The 15,480-nt window shown below is 70.5% G+C and carries 17 protein-coding genes; 2 read left to right on the top strand and 15 right to left on the bottom strand.

The features are described from left to right. The first annotated feature begins 54 nt into the window (after positions 1–54). Positions 55–1,584 (top strand): helix-turn-helix domain-containing protein, encoded by a 1,530-nt coding sequence (locus tag ACS04_RS18265; RefSeq protein WP_048477691.1) that lies wholly within the window; start codon positions 55–57, stop codon positions 1,582–1,584. Positions 1,585–1,596: 12 nt separating this feature from the next. On the opposite strand, the gene ACS04_RS18260 is transcribed toward ACS04_RS18265, so the two are convergent. The 14 genes from ACS04_RS18260 to ACS04_RS18195 form a co-directional block, all read right to left on the bottom strand. Beyond that, a complete protein-coding gene (locus ACS04_RS18260; protein WP_048477690.1) occupies positions 1,597–2,874 on the bottom strand; it encodes a tyrosine-type recombinase/integrase in 1,278 nt (425 codons plus the stop codon). A 71-nt stretch (positions 2,875–2,945) separates the two neighbouring features. Beyond that, on the bottom strand, positions 2,946–3,182 hold the full coding sequence (locus ACS04_RS18255) for a helix-turn-helix domain-containing protein (protein ID WP_048477689.1): 237 nt from the start codon (positions 3,180–3,182) through the stop codon (positions 2,946–2,948). A gap of 448 nt (positions 3,183–3,630) precedes the next feature. After that, positions 3,631–5,106, bottom strand: coding sequence for a hypothetical protein (locus ACS04_RS18250; RefSeq protein ID WP_048477688.1), 1,476 nt, complete (start codon positions 5,104–5,106; stop codon positions 3,631–3,633). Position 5,107: 1 nt separating this feature from the next. Then, positions 5,108–5,962 (bottom strand): bifunctional DNA primase/polymerase, encoded by an 855-nt coding sequence (locus ACS04_RS37525; RefSeq protein WP_048477687.1) that lies wholly within the window; start codon positions 5,960–5,962, stop codon positions 5,108–5,110. 85 nt (positions 5,963–6,047) lie between these two features. Continuing rightward, positions 6,048–7,325 carry a DNA cytosine methyltransferase gene (locus ACS04_RS18240; protein WP_048477686.1) on the bottom strand — a complete coding sequence of 426 codons (1,278 nt, stop codon included), beginning with the start codon at positions 7,323–7,325 and terminating at the stop codon, positions 6,048–6,050. 77 nt (positions 7,326–7,402) lie between these two features. Continuing rightward, positions 7,403–7,582 carry a hypothetical protein gene (locus ACS04_RS18235; RefSeq protein WP_048477685.1) on the bottom strand — a complete coding sequence of 60 codons (180 nt, stop codon included), beginning with the start codon at positions 7,580–7,582 and terminating at the stop codon, positions 7,403–7,405. 26 nt (positions 7,583–7,608) lie between these two features. Beyond that, the gene (locus ACS04_RS18230; RefSeq protein ID WP_048477684.1) at positions 7,609–7,938 is read right to left on the bottom strand and encodes a hypothetical protein; all 330 of its coding nucleotides are present in this window, start codon (positions 7,936–7,938) and stop codon (positions 7,609–7,611) included. 6 nt (positions 7,939–7,944) lie between these two features. After that, complete coding sequence (locus ACS04_RS18225) at positions 7,945–8,412, bottom strand: hypothetical protein (protein ID WP_078864923.1); 468 nt, start codon at positions 8,410–8,412, stop codon at positions 7,945–7,947. Between the two features lie 181 nt (positions 8,413–8,593). After that, entirely contained in the window at positions 8,594–10,642 is a 2,049-nt protein-coding gene (traB, locus tag ACS04_RS18220) for a plasmid transfer protein TraB (protein WP_048477682.1), read from the bottom strand. 13 nt (positions 10,643–10,655) lie between these two features. Continuing rightward, on the bottom strand, positions 10,656–11,237 hold the full coding sequence (gene traA / locus ACS04_RS39355) for a plasmid transfer protein TraA (RefSeq protein WP_245236433.1): 582 nt from the start codon (positions 11,235–11,237) through the stop codon (positions 10,656–10,658). Continuing rightward, entirely contained in the window at positions 11,237–11,749 is a 513-nt protein-coding gene (locus ACS04_RS18210; RefSeq protein ID WP_158977325.1) for a hypothetical protein, read from the bottom strand. Before ACS04_RS18210 ends, traA begins: the two co-directional genes overlap by 1 nt. A gap of 30 nt (positions 11,750–11,779) precedes the next feature. Continuing rightward, complete coding sequence (locus tag ACS04_RS18205) at positions 11,780–12,121, bottom strand: RRQRL motif-containing zinc-binding protein (RefSeq protein WP_048477680.1); 342 nt, start codon at positions 12,119–12,121, stop codon at positions 11,780–11,782. After that, positions 12,118–13,173: a hypothetical protein gene (locus ACS04_RS18200; protein WP_048477679.1), complete on the bottom strand. Its 1,056-nt coding sequence runs from the start codon at positions 13,171–13,173 to the stop codon at positions 12,118–12,120. The genes ACS04_RS18205 and ACS04_RS18200 overlap by 4 nt, the downstream gene beginning before the upstream one ends. After that, positions 13,170–13,427: a DUF6284 family protein gene (locus ACS04_RS18195; protein WP_048477678.1), complete on the bottom strand. Its 258-nt coding sequence runs from the start codon at positions 13,425–13,427 to the stop codon at positions 13,170–13,172. Before ACS04_RS18195 ends, ACS04_RS18200 begins: the two co-directional genes overlap by 4 nt. A gap of 683 nt (positions 13,428–14,110) precedes the next feature. On the opposite strand from ACS04_RS18195, the gene ACS04_RS36335 reads away from it, so the two are divergent. Continuing rightward, positions 14,111–14,542 carry a GntR family transcriptional regulator gene (locus ACS04_RS36335; protein ID WP_245236432.1) on the top strand — a complete coding sequence of 144 codons (432 nt, stop codon included), beginning with the start codon at positions 14,111–14,113 and terminating at the stop codon, positions 14,540–14,542. On the opposite strand, the gene ACS04_RS18190 is transcribed toward ACS04_RS36335, so the two are convergent. Further along, the gene (locus ACS04_RS18190) at positions 14,536–15,480 is read right to left on the bottom strand and encodes an NAD-dependent epimerase/dehydratase family protein (RefSeq protein ID WP_048477677.1); all 945 of its coding nucleotides are present in this window, start codon (positions 15,478–15,480) and stop codon (positions 14,536–14,538) included. The genes ACS04_RS36335 and ACS04_RS18190 overlap by 7 nt on opposite strands.

Raw genomic sequence — 15,480 nt, 5'->3', positions numbered from 1 at the left:
CCGTCTGCCACACCTGACGCAGGGGGCATCTCATATCTGAGATACGGTGCATCCATGGCAGACGACTACCTCGTACGCATCGGCAAGCTCATCCGTGACGCCCGGCAGCACCGGGGCTGGACGCAGAGTCAACTCGCGGACGCACTGGGCACGAGCCAGAGCGCCGTGAACCGGATCGAGCGCGGCAACCAGAACATCAGCCTTGAGATGATCGCCCGAATCGGTGAGGCACTCGACAGCGAGATCGTCTCTCTGGGCTACGCCGGCCCGATGCATCTGCGGGTCGTCGGCGGGCGCCGGCTGTCCGGCGCCATCGACGTCAAGACGAGCAAGAACGCCTGCGTGGCGCTGCTGTGCGCCTCCCTGCTCAACAAGGGCCGCACCGTGCTGCGCCGGGTCGCCCGCATCGAGGAGGTCTACCGGCTCCTCGAAGTCCTGAACTCCATCGGCGTGCGCACCCGCTGGATCAACGAGGGCGTGGACCTGGAGATCGTCCCGCCGGCCCGCCTCGACATGGACGCCATGGACGCGGACGCGGCCCGGCGCACCCGGAGCATCATCATGTTCCTGGGCCCGCTGCTGCACCGGATGGACCAGTTCCGCCTGCCGTACGCCGGCGGCTGCGACCTCGGCACGCGCACCATCGAGCCGCACATGATCGCCCTGCGCCGCTTCGGCCTGGACATCACGGCGACCGAGGGCATCTACCACGCGAAGGTCGAGGCGGGGGTCTCCCCCGGCCGCCCGATCGTGCTGACCGAGCGCGGGGACACGGTCACCGAGAACGCGCTGCTGGCCGCCGCCCGGCACGACGGCGCCACGGTCATCCGCAACGCCTCCTCCAACTACATGGTCCAGGACCTGTGCTTCTTCCTGGAGGCGCTCGGTGTGCGCGTGGAGGGCATCGGCACGACGACGCTGACGGTCCACGGCGTCCCGAACATCGACGTGGACGTGGACTACTCCCCCTCGGAGGACCCGGTCGAGGCGATGAGCCTGGTCGCGGCCGCGGTGGTCACGGAGTCGGAGCTGACGATCCGCCGGGTCCCGATCGAGTTCATGGAGATCGAGCTCGCGGTACTGGAGGAGATGGGCCTCGACCACGACCGCTCGGCGGAGTACACGGCGGACAACGGCCGCACCCGCCTGGTGGACCTGACGGTCCGCCCCTCGAAGCTCGAAGCCCCGATCGACAAGATCCACCCGATGCCGTTCCCCGGGCTGAACATCGACAACGTCCCGTTCTTCGCGGCCATCGCGGCCGCGGCCCAGGGCCAGACGCTGATCCACGACTGGGTGTACGACAACCGGGCCATCTACCTGACGGACCTCAACCGCCTCGGCGGCCGCCTCCAACTCCTGGACCCCCACCGCGTCCTGGTCGAGGGCCCGACGCGCTGGCGCGCGGCGGAGATGATGTGCCCGCCGGCCCTGCGCCCGGCGGTGGTCGTCCTGCTGGCGATGATGGCGGCCGAGGGCACCTCGGTCCTGCGCAACGTCTACGTCATCAACCGCGGCTACGAGGAACTCGCGGAACGCCTCAACTCGGTGGGCGCCCAGATCGAGATCTTCCGCGACATTTAAGTAAGCCGCAGGTCAGGACGATTTCCCGTCCTCCTGGGCCGTCTGTGGGCCGTCGCCGGTGTCTCCGCCCCCGCGGAAGACCCCGTCGACGGCCCTTCGCGCTCGCGCCTGACTGTTGGGCATGAGATGCGTATAGGTCCGCAGAGTAAACCCGGGGTCGCCGTGACCTAGGTACTCCGACAGGGCCTTGACGTTCTCCCCCGCGTCCAGCAGGACGGACGCGTAGAAGTGCCGTAAGGCATGCATCCCGTGCTCGCGCGACTGAGTGAACCGCTCCCCCGGCTCGCGCGGCGGGATGACGCCGGCTGCGACCAACGCCGGCTTCCACACCCGCATGTTGAAGAAGTTGCGGTTCACCGTCTTCCGCTCCCGCGAGTAGAAGAGCAGTGAAGCCGTAACCGGCGGTCCGTCAGGCGTCTTCCACGGCAGCGTGACGCTGATCGGCGGCCGCTGGGTGATGTGCTCGGCGAGCGCGAACGCCACGGAGTCAGGAAGCGGCACGTCACGCAGCTTGCCACCCTTCGGCGGTGCGAACACCAGCTTCGCCCTGACCATCTTCACCTGGCGTACGACGTGCACGACGCCCCCAGGGAAGTCGACTTCGTCCACAGCCAGGCCGAAGATCTCCCCTTGCCGCAAGCCGCATCCGGCACCGACATCCACCACCTTGCGGTACGGCACAGGCAGGGCCTCGCGGACGGCGAGGACGCGTTCCTGCGGCCACGGCTTGAGCTTCCTCACATCCCGGCGGGGCGGCCGCACGGATCCCGCACGGCACGGATTCCGGTGGATGATCCCGTCGTCGACTGCGGCGCCGAAGACCGCTGACACGTTGGCGAAGATGACCCGCTGGTACGACGTTGCAAGTCCCGCGTCTTGCAGGACGCGCCCCCAAGCCCGGATGTGCGCCGGCAGGAAGGCGCTCATGGGGCGGTGGCCGATGTGGGGGAAAATGTGCAGCCGAAAGCGCTGGTCGATCGCGTCGATCGTCGACATGTCGGTCGTCTGGGAGGCCAGCCACGTGGTGGCGTAGTCCTGGAACGTCACCTTGCCCGCGTCAGGGTCGATGTACTGCCCGCGCGACATGTCAGCGGCCATCTGCGTCAGCCACGCCTCGGCGAGGCGCCGCTGCTTGTCGGGGAACGACCGGCTCTTCTCGGCGCCGCTCGGGCTGACATAGCGGGCCCGGTAGCGGAGCCCACTACCGTAGCGGGCAGTCTTCACCCGCACGGACTTGCCGTCAGGTCCGGTCTCGGTCTTGTACCAGCGATCTTGGATGTGGCCTGCCACGTGTGGCCCCTTCTTGGGTAGCACTGAGGGCGGGCCCGGGGTGGGCCCGCCCTCAGTGGTGATGCGCTTGGTCAGGCGGCTTGGCTGATGTCGTTGCGCTTCTGTTCGGCGATCCAGTCGTAGAGGTCGGCGGGGTCGTAGCGGGTGTGCTTGCCGACGCGGAATCCGGGCGGGCCCGTCCGCTTCTTGCGCCACTGGTAGAGGGTCTCTACGGGGACGTCGAGGAGTTCGGAGACGTCGTCGGGGGTGAGGTAACGGTCGGGGAGTCCACCGCGCAGGATGGCGCGGGGGTCGCTTCGGGCTGGCATTGGTCCTCCGGCGGGTCGGGGGCGGCCGTGTCTGTCCGAGGTCGGGATTCCTGCGTCACCGCGTCATCAGCGTCATTCGAGACCCTGACCTGCGGAGATGGGTGACGCAGGATGCCGAGGCTTGTGTCATCGGTGACGGAGGCGTCCGTCACGGGGTGACGCAGGTGACGCGAGGTGACGCAGGATTTGGGGCTCTGCGTCACCCTTGTCAGCGCAGGTCAGGGCAGGTTTTCGGTGCCCCAGTGACGCAGGTGACGCAGCGTCTTTCTACTTAGGAAAAGAGAGGCGCTGTGTCTGTTGTTGTGCGCGCCTTCGAGCGTGAAGAACGAGCCGCGTAGCGGCACGCCCTTTGGGCGGCGGCGCGGCCGCCGAAGTGCAAGAGGAGCACCGCCCGTCGCCGGGCCGGGGTGCTCCTCTTGCTTGTGCGGGCCCCACGTGCGGCGCGCAGTTAGGAGAGCTGCTCTTGCTCGTCCTGAGAGGGCTCGGGCCGGGTCATTTCGATGTACCGGGCGGCTTTCGTGCGGCCCCAGTCGACGAGGACGCCGCGGGCAGCGAGGACGGGCTGGAGGCGCTTGAGGCGGTCGGAGAGGACTTTGCCGGTGGTAGGCCAGCCTTTGGGCAGGGGCCGGAACTCGTCGCCGGTGTAGAGCTGGGTAAGGCCGTGCAGCCACTCGGCGGAGGTCATCCGGACCTCGGTGCCGGGCGCGTTGCCGGCGGCGTGCTTGAGGACGGTCTGGGCTAGGAGGTCGCCCTCGATGACGTCGTCGTTGAGGTCGTCCAGGCTGGCCCGGTAGGAGTCCAGCGCGCCGAGGCTGCGGGCGGCGTCGAGCTGTGCGCACAGGTGGGCGAAGTCGGCCATGCGCAGGTCGGTGGGGATGTCGGCCTGGGCGGCGCGGACGCTGACGGCGAGGTCGAGGACGGAGCCGAGGATCACGGGCAGCGACTCGGCGAACTCGGCCCACAGCTCCTCCTCGGTGCGCCGCACGCGGGGGCGTTCCAGGCGCAGGGGCAGGAGGCGTTCGGCGAGGTCGGGACGGATCACGCCGACGTCGATCCCGGTGAGGAGGAGGGGGCGGCGGTAGCGGGCGCGGACGACATCGCCGTCGGTGAACAGGGCGCGTTTGACGTTCTCGCCACCGGTGACGATGCAGCACATGAGGTCGGACAGGTCCGGGCCGAGGTGGGAGAGGTTGTCCAGGCCGGTGATCCATCCGGCGGCGACGGCGGTGATCAGGTTCTCCTCGTCTTTGGGCGGGCGGCGCAGGTCTGCGCTCATGCCTTCGATGATCCGCAGGAGCATCTTCCCGGCGGTGGACTTGCCGGCGCCCTGGGGTCCGGTGAGGAAGGGGGCGGGGACAGGGACGTCGGGGCCAAGGCAGCCGACGAGCCAGGCCAAGGCCAGGCCCTCGCTCTGGGCGCTGGAGAAGTTGACCAGCCGCATGAGCAGGTCGATGCCCTTGCCGTCGGTGTCCTTTGCCGGGATGGGGAGTTCCCCGGTGAGCTGAGTGCGCCGCCAGCACACCTCCCTGGGGTCGGGGATGCGGATGTCCCAGCCGGTGGGGTGGATGCGGACGGACTGGCCGTCGTCGCGGCCCAGGTCCAGCCAGGTCGCCCCGTCGAAGCCGGGAGCGACGCGGATGTGGACGGGCTGTACGTCCTGGGTGAGTGCGAGTGCTTCGATCAAGTCGAGTGCCTCTTTCATCGCGGTTCCGTTGAAGACGCCTCGGCCGTCGTTGAACAGGCCGACCATGAGTTCCTGCCGGTGGCTTCCGGCGGTGCCCTGGGAGCGCATCGGGCGGGCCACGGGGTGGCCGTTGCGTTGGGCGTAGACGGTTCCGTCGACGGTGCGGAAGTAGCGAAAGTGGGCCTGGGCGTAGTCGGTGATGACCTCGCGGGCCGCCGGGTTCTTCTCGTCCTCGGGCATGTCACATCCCCAGAGCGGCACAGGCGTTGGACCAGGCCGTCGTGCAGTGCCGCAGAGACTCGCCCTTGGCCTGCGCAGCGGTGAACAGCCGGCCGACGTGGGCCTCGGTGAGGCAGCCGCACCGGCCGTGCGCGGACAGCACCGCCAAGAACGTCCGGTAGACAATCGCGTGCACCCCGCTCTGTGCGGTGGTGATCTGCCGCTCCGCCATCGCGATCCCCCGCTCCAGGTACACCGGCGACCGGTGCGGGCACTCCCCGCCCCCGGCCGGCCGCGCCACGCTGACCGTGCCGGAGGCCGCGCGGGCGACAGCCGGGGTCTTGTCGGCCAGTGCGCGGACGGCGTCCGGGAGCGGCCGCGGCGTGCCGCTGCCGACTCCGCGCCACCGGGCGTAGGAGGCAGCGGATTTGATGTCGATGCCGTCCCGCACGCCGTTCACGGACCGCATGGTGCCCAGGTAGATCCAGTGCTCCCCGCGGGTGGTCACCACCGTCCGGGTAGCGGGCAGGTTCGCGTGGGCCCAGGCCACCGCGTCCGAGTGATCCAGGTCCACGACGGTGAGCCTGGCGCCGCCGGGGTGGTAGGCCACCGCGGCAGCCTGCCGCCAGGCCCCAGCCCACGGGGCGGATGCGAGGACGGCGGGGTTGGTGGTGGCGGCGGCCCAGGCGTGGCAGGGGCGGGGGCAGGTGCACGGGCCGGGAGTCTGCATGTTCGGCCGGCCGCCACAGGCGTTCTTCTGGCAGGCGGCGCAGTTGCCCATGGGGCCCTTGCCGGCCCGCAGCGGCAGGACGGGGATGCCCCGCTCGGCGAGGCCGAGTGCCGCGCGCAGCTGCGGGGAGGGGGCGGTATGGGTCATGCTGGAGACCTCCACAGATCTGTTGTTGGGTTGTGGATGAGGGCGGCCCCGGACTTTGGCGAGACGGGGGCCGCCCTCGGCGTATCTAGGCGATGTCCAGGGCGAGCTGGGCCGCGGCCGGGCTCGCGGCCACGGTGGTGAGGGTGGCGAGCAGGGCGCGGTAGGCGTGTGCGGCCTGGTGGATGACGACGCCGTTGCCGAGGATCTTGAGCTGGTCGGAGCGGGACAGGCCCAGGTCCGGGCTGGTGACCCAGCCGGGGGCGGCGCCCATCATCCATTCGACGAAGGCCGGGGACAGTCGGCGGTTGCCCTTCGTGCCCGGCTCGGTCGGCTCCGGCGCGGGGCGTCCGAGGACGGTTTCCCAGCGGTGGATGGCGGGTCTGTAGTCGGTGCCGTTGGTGGCCAGCCACGCGCCGTCGAGGCGGACGGCCTGGCCGGGCAGGTAGTAGTGTCCGGCCCGGTCGCGCTGGTTCGGCCCGCCGTGCGGCCCGTCCGAGGCCTTCGGCGTGGGCAGCAGGTTGACCACCACCTCGTTCAGCGGGCGGGAGTTGGTGTCCAGGAGGTTGGAGGCGCCGGACTTCCAGTCCCGGGCCGCCGGGGTGGGCAGAAGCGTCACCGCCGTGCGCAGGTTCATCCCGCCCCTGCGCTTGGGGGAGGTGCCGGGGCCGCCGGTGCCGTCGGCGGCGGCCGGGGTGGGCAGCAGGGTCAGCGGCCGCTCGGGGGTAGCAAGAAGACCACTTCGTCCTCCAGCGTGGGCCCGTGCCCGCCGGCCTTGCGTTTGTCCGGGTGCTGCGGTCCCCCGTTCCGTCCGAGCTGTGAGGTGGGGGTCTTCAGCAGCGGGATAGGCGACGGCGAACCAGCGGTCGCGCCGGTGGCAGGCTCCGACCTCGGGATCTCCAGCGCGTAGGCACATCCACCGCGCGTCGTACCCGATCGCGGCCAGGTCGGCGGCGACGGTGTCGAGTCCGCGGCTTCGGATGGCGGCGACGTTTTCCAGGAACACGAGGCGGGGTCGAAGGTGGCGAATGGCGTGGGCGATGGTTTTCCACAGTCCCGAGCGGTCACCGGCGATTCCTCCCCGAGGTCCGGCGTTGGAGATGTCCTGGCAGGGAAACCCGGCCGTCAGCGTCACCGGGCGCGGCAGCGAGACGGACAACGCCGCCCAGTCGACCCCGGTCAGGTCACCCAGGTTGTGGGCATGGGGCATACGGGCGGCGAGGAGCCGGGACGCGGCCGGGTCCTTCTCGCCGACCATGACCGTAGACAGGCCGGTGACGGCTTCCACGGCCAGGTCCAGCGCACCGGACCCGGTGCACAGGCTGATGTTTCCGCCCTGCGGCGGGACGTGGATGGGATGGGTCATGCTGGATGTCTCCAGTTCGTGAGCGTGCTGGAAGACGAGGGCGGCCCGGTTGTCGAGGCGGGGCCGCCTTCGGCCTGTCAGTGGCGGGTGTGGTCGGTGGCCAGGCCTGTGAGGCGCTGGGCTTCCTCCGGGGTGACGGCGCGGTAGCGAACGCTCACGCGGCATCCGGGGTGCGGGCAACGGACGGTGCGCTTGCTGGCGAACAGGGCGGCGGCGTCCGCGATGCGCTCACTCAAGGGCAGGGTGGTGCGGCCCATAGGGCTTCTCCTCAGTGGGGTTCGGGTCAGGCGGCGAAGAGGTCGAGGGGCCCGTCCTCCGGTCCGGGCGGGCGCAGTTCGGTGACCGCGGTCCGGCGCGGGGTCGCTGTGTTGAGCCCGTCGTTGTGGAAGCGCCAAGTCCCGACGTCGTACTGGGGCTTGTCCTTGGCGGGGAGGGTGTAGCGGCGGGGCTGGTCGGGGTTGCCCGCGTTCCAGTCCTCGGCGCACACCTTGTGCACGGGCTCCGCCGTGTGGGAGCGGAGCGGGGTGGGCCTGCCGCAGAGCACGCACGGCAGGTCCCGGGTCCGGTCGTAGTGGCTGGCATCGCCCCAGTTCAGGTACCGGTACGCGGCCATGCCCGGCTACCCGTGGTGGATGGTGCCTCGGGCTCGGCCGAACAAGCCGGTCGCGGTGATGTGCTGCGTGATGTGCGTGGAGGCTGGCGCACGTCGACTCCGGCCCAGGAGGAGAACGGTGCCGCCGGCGGCGATGAGAGCGACGGCCGCCCAGAGCGCTTCGGCCATCGCGAGGATTCCGGGGGCGGCGTAGGAGATTCCGATTCCGGCCGCGCCGATGCCTCCGCCGAGGGTCGGGGCGAGGAGCGCGGTCGTCTTCGCCCACCCCGGAACCCCCGCAGCCCGCGCCGGGACGGGGGCGGGTTCTGCGGGGACGGGGTGGGTGTAGGCGAGGGTGCGGGTCCCGTCCGGCAGGGTCACCAGCGCGACGCCCGCCTGCTCGGGGAAGACGGGTACGAGCGGCACCGGCGTGGTGGCCGGGGCGGGCTGCCGGGTGATGGGTTCGGGGTGGTGGATGGCGGGTTCGTGGGGCATGTGCATGCCTCCCGGGTATGGGTCGGGCCCGCGCCATGGTGGGTGGCGCGGGCCCGGTGGGTGAAGTGTCAGACGGGACTGTCAGGAGGTGTCAGACGGCAGGTGTCAGGCCGCGTGACGGCGGGTTTGCCTAGGGGTTTGGGTGTCACGGTGCCCTGACACTGTCAGGGGGTGTCAGGTGTCAGGCGATCTTGAGGGTGGGGACGATCCGCCACCGGCCGGTGGCCGAGGTCGGCTCCAACCGACCGTCAAGGGCGGCGTCCTTGAGGCGCGCGGAGACCCACGGGCGGGAGAGATGATGGCGGTCGCACCAGTCCATGAAGTCCTTCGGACCCACCACCATCCGACCTGCGCTCTCGAAGTCATCCAGCGCGTCCGCGAACAACTCCCGCGCCTCCTCCGGCGACGGCTTGTGCCCCGGCGACTCCCACAACGGAACGTCGTCGCCTTCCTCCCCGGCGGGTAGGTCGGCGTCAGGGTCGATGCCCGCATCCTCCGGGTCCACGAGCAGTCCACCGGATTCCGCTTCCATCCGAACGCCCTCCTCCTCGACGGCCAGCCGGAGGATCGGCGCGGCGCCGGGGGCGGTGCGGCCGGTGTAGTTCTGCCCGGCCACCGCCCGCGCCGCGCTGCCCGTGACCGGGTCGGCGGTGGCGCCGTGGGCCTGCGCCCACCGGGCAAGCGCCTCGATCGTGGGGGTGGCGGTGTGGGGGATGGCGAAGGTGCGGCCCGGGGAGGGGTAGCGGTCCTCGGGGATGCCGGGTGAGACGACGTAGCAGTAGCCCGGCCGCCGGTTCCCCCACGCCCCCGGATGCGCCCCCGCATCGATCACCACGTCCGGAAGCGAGAACCCCTCATCGCGGGGGTCGCAGCCGAGCGCGATCACCGACGGCAGAGACGCCCGAGTCGAGGTCGACATCTGGTCGTAGGAGGGCCGCTGAAGCGAGACGATCAGGGTGACGCCGGCGGAGCGGGCCTCTTGGGCGATCCCGGTGAATGCGTCGTCGCCCATGAGGCGGAGGGTGTTGGCGGCCTCTTCCATCCAGGTGACCAGGAACGGCATCCCCTCACACCCGCACGGACGCCCGTCCGGCCGGCACGTGTGATCCCGGCTGGTCTGCCGCTGTGCGGCCGCGGGGATCCACTGCCGGTACGAGTGGGCGCCGAGCCAGCGCGTGCGTGCGGGGATGACGGCCTTGATGGCCTCGACCATGACCTCGGTGTCGGGTCCGCCCTCTGCGGCCCAGTCCATGCCGGGCAGCAGGGGGCGGAAGTCCTGGAACATCTTCGGGTCCGACACCCACAGGAGGACGTCGCGGCGGGAGAGGATCTCCAGCATCAGGTTCAGGGCCGTCTCACCCTTGCCCGATCCGGTCCCGCCAGCGATCAGCACATGCGTGGCGTTGCGCTTGATCTCCGGATCACCAGGCAGCCACAGAACGAGCGGCGAGCCATCGTCGTAGCGGCCGATAACCAGCGGATCCACGATCGAGCCGCCCAGGTTGGACGGCTCTTCCCATTCCGCGACTTGGGCGAGCATGTCTTCGGGGACGATGACGAGTTCGCCGCGGCGGGCGGAGTCGGGGTCGGGCATGTAGCGGACGGCGGACTTGGGCAGGTCCAGCGCGGACGCGATCCGCGGCAACACCCGGGCCACGTCCTCGTTGGTCTGCTCGCCCGCCTCCAGCGCCATCTTCGCGGTAACACGGTTGGGTTCCACCGACGTGGCGCCGATCTGCGCCCGCGCCAGCCCGACCTTCTCCAGCAGGCCCTTGTCCGTCCCGCCGGCGGCGGTGCCGTCGACGTTGCGGCGCAAGACCATGCGGATGTTCCAGGAGAGAGCGAGCGCGGGGGCGCCCATCAGGTACAGGTCGGGCAGGGCCCCGGCCGTGGGTCCGGCCAGGCACGCGCCGGTGAGCCAGGCGGAGCCTGCGGCGACGGTGATGGCCGAGTGCAGGCGCCGCTGCTGACCGGTCGCCTTTCCGGCCCACCAGGTGAGGCCGGTCAGGGCGACGGAGGCGAGGGTGAGGCCGACGCCGGCCGCGGCGCTGCCCTCCCACTGGACGCTGCCCAGAGCACCGGCCAGCCCCAGCCCGCCAGCGCACAGCCAGGGCGGCAGGTGGGGCTTGGCGCGGTGCAGGATGTAGGCGGTGATGCCGTTGCCGTCGGAGGAGCCGCGGAGCTGGTCTTCGTACTGCTGCTCAACGGTGGTGCGTTCAGTCGTGGCCATGACTCACTCCCTTCTAGAGCTGACCCCAGTCCATCCGCGGCGTTGCGGCGGGACGGGCGCGGTGGCGGACACGGTTGATCTCTTCCTCGTACTCCTGCTGGAACGAGGCGTAGGTGGCGGCGGCGTTCTTCGCCGCGTCGCGCAGGGCGTCGGCGGCGCGCTGCATCTTCCGCGCGACCTTCGCGGCCCGGAAGCGGGAGCCACCGATGCGGCCGTCGGGGTCGGGGACCTGGACCAGGGTGGCCTTGAGGATCTCCGCGCCCATGGCCACTTCGATGGAGAGGGCGACCCCAGCGGCGCGAACGGCGTTGCAGTACTGCCGGACCTGCGCCGGGGAGCTGAACTCCGGCGCAGGCAACAGCGACTGCGACCGTCCCCCACCCTGCCCACCGCCCCCGGCCGGGGCGGCGTGCCGGCCGCCGCTGTTGCCACGGCCGCCCGCGTTGACGTTCAGGGTGAAGCCGGGCGAGAAGGTCTTGTTGTTGACCTTGGTCTGGGAACCGTTGGCACCAGCCCGCGGCGCGGACCAGGTCCGCTGGGTCCGGGCTTGCTGGCCGCCAGGCTTCCATCCGGCGGCGTTGGTGGTGTTCGCCATCAGGCGCTCTCCTTCTCAGACACGAGGGTCATGCGGCGGGCGACGAGCCAGGCCACCTGCGCGGCCAGGGTCAGGACGGTCCAGGCGGTGAACAGGGTCGGGTGGGTGGGGGCGAACCACACGGCCAGCGCGAACCACGTGGCGACCGCGGTCGTGAACGCGGCGAGGAGGGCCCGCCAGAGGACGGCCTGCCGGGAGGTCGGACGGCGGCGCAGCATGCTCCACGCCCACACGCCGGCCGGGGCCAGCGCGAGCGCGGCCAGGAACCAGGCGGTGCGGGGCTCGATCAGGTGCACGACCCCGGTCACGACGAGCAGCACGGTGGCGATGGCTGTGGGGGCCCAGGCCAGGCGGTGCTTCCACGCCCACCGGCCCACCGCGAGGGCGGCGCGGCTGGTCAGGGTCAGGGACGGTTCGGAGCTGACGACGAGGATGACCGGCTCCCGCCGGCCGCCGCGCTGACGTGGAATGTGGATCGTGGAAGCGGCCGACGGCCGCATGCGGCGAGACACAGCAGAACTCCTGACGAAGACGGAGAGGGTTCAGGCAGTGCACGGATCGGAGTCGGGGAACGCACACGGCACGCACTCGCCCAGACGGGAAGGAATCACGTAGCCCGCGTCCCGGTGGCAGGTCGGGCACGTGCGGCGGGCCGTATTCGCCGCGACGAGGGCCGCGCGCTTGGCTACGGTCATCGGCCGGACCGGCAGGGCACCGTCCACGCGGTACAGGAAGGCGACCAGCGGGCCGCGCCGGTAGCGGGGCCGCTCCAACTGCGCGACCACGTCCTGACCACCGGGCCGCAACCCGGCCGCCCGCAGCTGCCGACGCGTCGCCAGCCCCTCCGGCGCAAGCCGCCACGGGTAGACCGGGAGCGTGCTCACGGGGCGCTCTCTTCCTGGGACATCAGCGCGCCCCAGGCGGTGCGGATCCGCTGCTCACCGCCGACGAACCCGGCGTCACGGAACGCCGTGACGGCCTGCCGGTAGGACAGCGGAGGATCATCCGAGTACCGCAGATGGCGCAGCACCACCACGAGCTGCACGTCCGTGAGCGGCTCGGCCGGGAGAGGCGTAGGTACGCCCGCTACGGCCGCGACCTCGTCCAGCGTCACGGGCGTGACGGCCCCCGTGACGCCGTCCGTCTCAGCCTCCTGCGTCGGGGTGCTGACCTGCGTGTCTTCCCTGTCACGGGACACCGTGACAGCCTCAGCCTCGACCACCGCCGAAGCGGGTTCCGGGGCCGGGGGAAGGGTGGGCGTCACGGGGGCCGTGACGGCGTGACGCTCGGGTGTGACGGCCACGGCGAACATGTCCGCCAGCGCGACATCCGCACCCGTGGTGACCCGCTCGCGCTGCACGTCCAGCAGACGCGTGCCGAGGGAGGCATCCCCGGTGCCGACCTTCCGGGCGAGCCTCCAGGAGGTGCGCTCGGAGCGTGCGCGGATCTTCTCGTCGGGGTGGTTCGCAGCGCGGGCACGGTGGTAGGCCAGCGAGCGGACCACGGCGGCGGCCCGGTGCTCGGCCTCAGCGTCCCGGCCGTCGGTGTGGACCACGATCCGCCGAGCCAAAAACGCCATGCCCTCCGCGGACACGCACATGCCCATCGGCGTCACCGCGTAGATGACCGTACGGCCCGGCCCGTCTGCGGCCATCGCAGCCATGACGGAGGCGGCGGCCGGAAGTAGCCACAGCCCCGCCCGTACCAGGGGCGGCGAGGCCTGCCCCAGCATGGTCAGGCCGAGCAGGACCAGGGCGAGAACGGTGGTGGCGCCTTCGCCCGCGGCGACCGCGCCGAGGGCGGTCCCGGAACCGTACGCACCCTTGATGTTGGAGAACGTGCCGACCCCGCCGGCCGTACCAGTGGCAAGCATCGGCACGAATGCGGTGGTGAGGACGATCCTCTGCGGTCGGGTCAGGGCCCGGCCGGCGCTCATGCCGCCTCCTTCGGACCCTGCCGGTTGGCCAGGTCCCGACGAGCGGCCAACACGCGGTGGTACGCCCGCCGGATCCGACGGGCGTCGAACTCCGACGCCGGCCGGTCCAACAGCGCGATCAGCGCGTCCAGCAACTCGACCTCGGCCGAGATGACCAGCATCTCGGTCTCGATCGCATCCAGCTCCGCATCCGGCGGCTCCAGATCCGGCGGCAGCACGGTAACGGGCTTCTGACGTGCAACGATGAGCTTCATGAGTCGTGTTCTCCCTAGCAGGTGGACGGCTCGCAGCGGCCCCGGTGTTCCAGCACCGGGGCCGCACTTCGTTGAAGCGACTGCTCGATTCCACGAACAGCCGCGGCCGCCGACGCCCGGAGTGCAGAGTCGGGCGTCGAGGACCGTGGTCATTGGTGAGGGGCGGACTGGGCTTCGCACGGCATCGCTCGTTCCGGGGGCGGTCCGAGTCCCCGGAAGTCGTCGCAGCCAATGTCTGGCCGTGCGGATCTTTAGAGCCGATGGCGTGTCCCCCTACGGGGTGTTGGGCTCGGTTGTGACGCGGGCCCGTTCTCGGTCGGCTGGTCTCCACTCGCCTCAGCCGGTGCGGTCACGGCCGTCTTGCTGCGGTGGATCACGCTGTTGAGTTGGCGTTGAGCGTTTGCGCAGCTCAGAGCAGCCCAAAGAAGGCCCCTCATGAGTGGTTCTTCAGCGATTGAGCCGCCGTTTCCGTGGCGGCCCTGCTTGTTGACAAGCCTCTCCGCGTAGAGCTCCGGAATCGAATGACGGCTTGTCATACGAGGCTCGGCACGTCCGCGCTGCCCTCCGCTCAACATGGTGCACCTAGTGCACTATGTTGGCAAGTGGCTCGACCTGCCCATGGGGAATGGATACGGGGAGACTGGTGTACTAGGTACGACATCCCCGACTGGAGGACTCTCCCCGTGACAGAGTTTCGAGGGCAGCCGGCATACCTTCAGCTGGCCGATGACCTGCGGGAACGCATTTGCAGCGGCGAGATCCCGGACGGTTCTCCCCTGCCGTCAGCACAGGATCTGATCACAAGCTCCGGCGCCTCAAGCACCGTCGTGAAGAACGCCGTCTCTCTCCTGCGGGCGGAGGGATACGTAGTCGGCCACCAAGGCAAAGGGGTCTTTGCCCAGTTCCCGCCCCGACTCGCAGATCACTCACGCGGTGCCGCGGATTGGGCCCTGCCGCTGCTGCAAGCAGGCATGGAGGTTGAAGCAGCCCTACGCGAGACTCTGGGGAAGGGTGGAGCCAGTACCGCGCACAGCGAAGCGGCCCTTGACCGCTGGCAGGCGGCATTCGCCGATCTGCCCGCGAGCGTCAAGGACCGCCTGACCAAGTCTCAGTGACTGTCGGCAGATACGACGGACCACGCGTCGCTCACCAGCTGCTCAAGGCTGGAGCGCTCCGGCTTCCACCCCAGATCAGCGGTGATCCTGGAAATGTCCGCCACCAGCCGCGGCGGCTCGGGCTGCGGGGGACGGTGCAGCACAGGCACGCCCCTGCCCGTAACCCGTTCCACCGTGGCCACGATCTCCCGCATGCTGGCCGGGGTGGCACCGACGTTGTAGACCCGGCAGGAAGCAGGGGTATTGGCCTCAAGCGCCATCACGTACGCGCGCGCCAGGTCGTCAACGTGCACGAAGTCCCGGACTGCGTCGCCGTCGCCGTTCATTTCGAGCTGCGGGTAGCGGCCAGCCGCCACCGCCACGGCCTTCGGGATGATCCGGCTCTCGTCGGCATCGCCCTTTCCGCTGACGGCACCCGAGATGTTGAAGCACCGAAGGCTTACCGCCTTGATCGCGCCTGTCTCCGCGCGAGCCTGCAGCGCCCTATCAGCGGCCAGCTTCGACGTGCCGTACGGGTTGCTCGGAGCCGGAACGGTGTCCTCGCCGATGGGCTGATGCTCGGGTGCTCCGTAGACCGCAGCAGTCGAGCCGAGGACAACTGTCGGTGCCTGTGAGCCCGCAGACGCGGCGGCCAGGGCATCGAGCAAGGTCACCGTACCGCCGGCGTTGACGGCTTCGTACTCCTCCGGGCGTTCGAAGGACTCCCGTACCCGCGTGAGAGCCGCTAGGTGGCACACGCCTTGGACCCCCTCAAGAGCTTCCCTGAGGGCGTCCCCGTCACGAATGTCGCCTCGGAACACTCGAGACACGGGCAGCTCCGGTACGGGGGCGTCCGCCGGCCGATGGGTGAGCGCCACGGTGTCGTGACCCGCCTCGGCGAGCCGCCGCACGACCGCATTGCCTACGAACCCGTATGCACCGGTCACAAGTACGCGCAC

Origin of the sequence: Streptomyces roseus (assembly GCF_001044425.1) — a bacterium.
Taxonomy (GTDB): domain Bacteria; phylum Actinomycetota; class Actinomycetes; order Streptomycetales; family Streptomycetaceae; genus Streptomyces; species Streptomyces roseus.
This window is presented reverse-complemented; position numbering and strand designations above follow the sequence as displayed.

Coding starts and splice junctions, on each gene's coding strand:
- ACS04_RS18200 (WP_048477679.1), bottom strand. CDS start 13,173: ATGAGCGCCGGCCGGGCCCTGACCCGACCGCAGAGGATCGTCCTCACC.
- ACS04_RS18230 (WP_048477684.1), bottom strand. CDS start 7,938: ATGGCCGCGTACCGGTACCTGAACTGGGGCGATGCCAGCCACTACGAC.
- ACS04_RS18250 (WP_048477688.1), bottom strand. CDS start 5,106: ATGCCCGAGGACGAGAAGAACCCGGCGGCCCGCGAGGTCATCACCGAC.
- ACS04_RS18265 (WP_048477691.1), top strand. CDS start 55: ATGGCAGACGACTACCTCGTACGCATCGGCAAGCTCATCCGTGACGCC.
- traB (WP_048477682.1), bottom strand. CDS start 10,642: ATGGCCACGACTGAACGCACCACCGTTGAGCAGCAGTACGAAGACCAG.
- ACS04_RS37525 (WP_048477687.1), bottom strand. CDS start 5,962: ATGACCCATACCGCCCCCTCCCCGCAGCTGCGCGCGGCACTCGGCCTC.
- traA (WP_245236433.1), bottom strand. CDS start 11,237: ATGGCGAACACCACCAACGCCGCCGGATGGAAGCCTGGCGGCCAGCAA.
- ACS04_RS18195 (WP_048477678.1), bottom strand. CDS start 13,427: ATGAAGCTCATCGTTGCACGTCAGAAGCCCGTTACCGTGCTGCCGCCG.
- ACS04_RS18255 (WP_048477689.1), bottom strand. CDS start 3,182: ATGCCAGCCCGAAGCGACCCCCGCGCCATCCTGCGCGGTGGACTCCCC.
- ACS04_RS18235 (WP_048477685.1), bottom strand. CDS start 7,582: ATGGGCCGCACCACCCTGCCCTTGAGTGAGCGCATCGCGGACGCCGCC.
- ACS04_RS18240 (WP_048477686.1), bottom strand. CDS start 7,325: ATGACCCATCCCATCCACGTCCCGCCGCAGGGCGGAAACATCAGCCTG.
- ACS04_RS18225 (WP_078864923.1), bottom strand. CDS start 8,412: ATGCCCCACGAACCCGCCATCCACCACCCCGAACCCATCACCCGGCAG.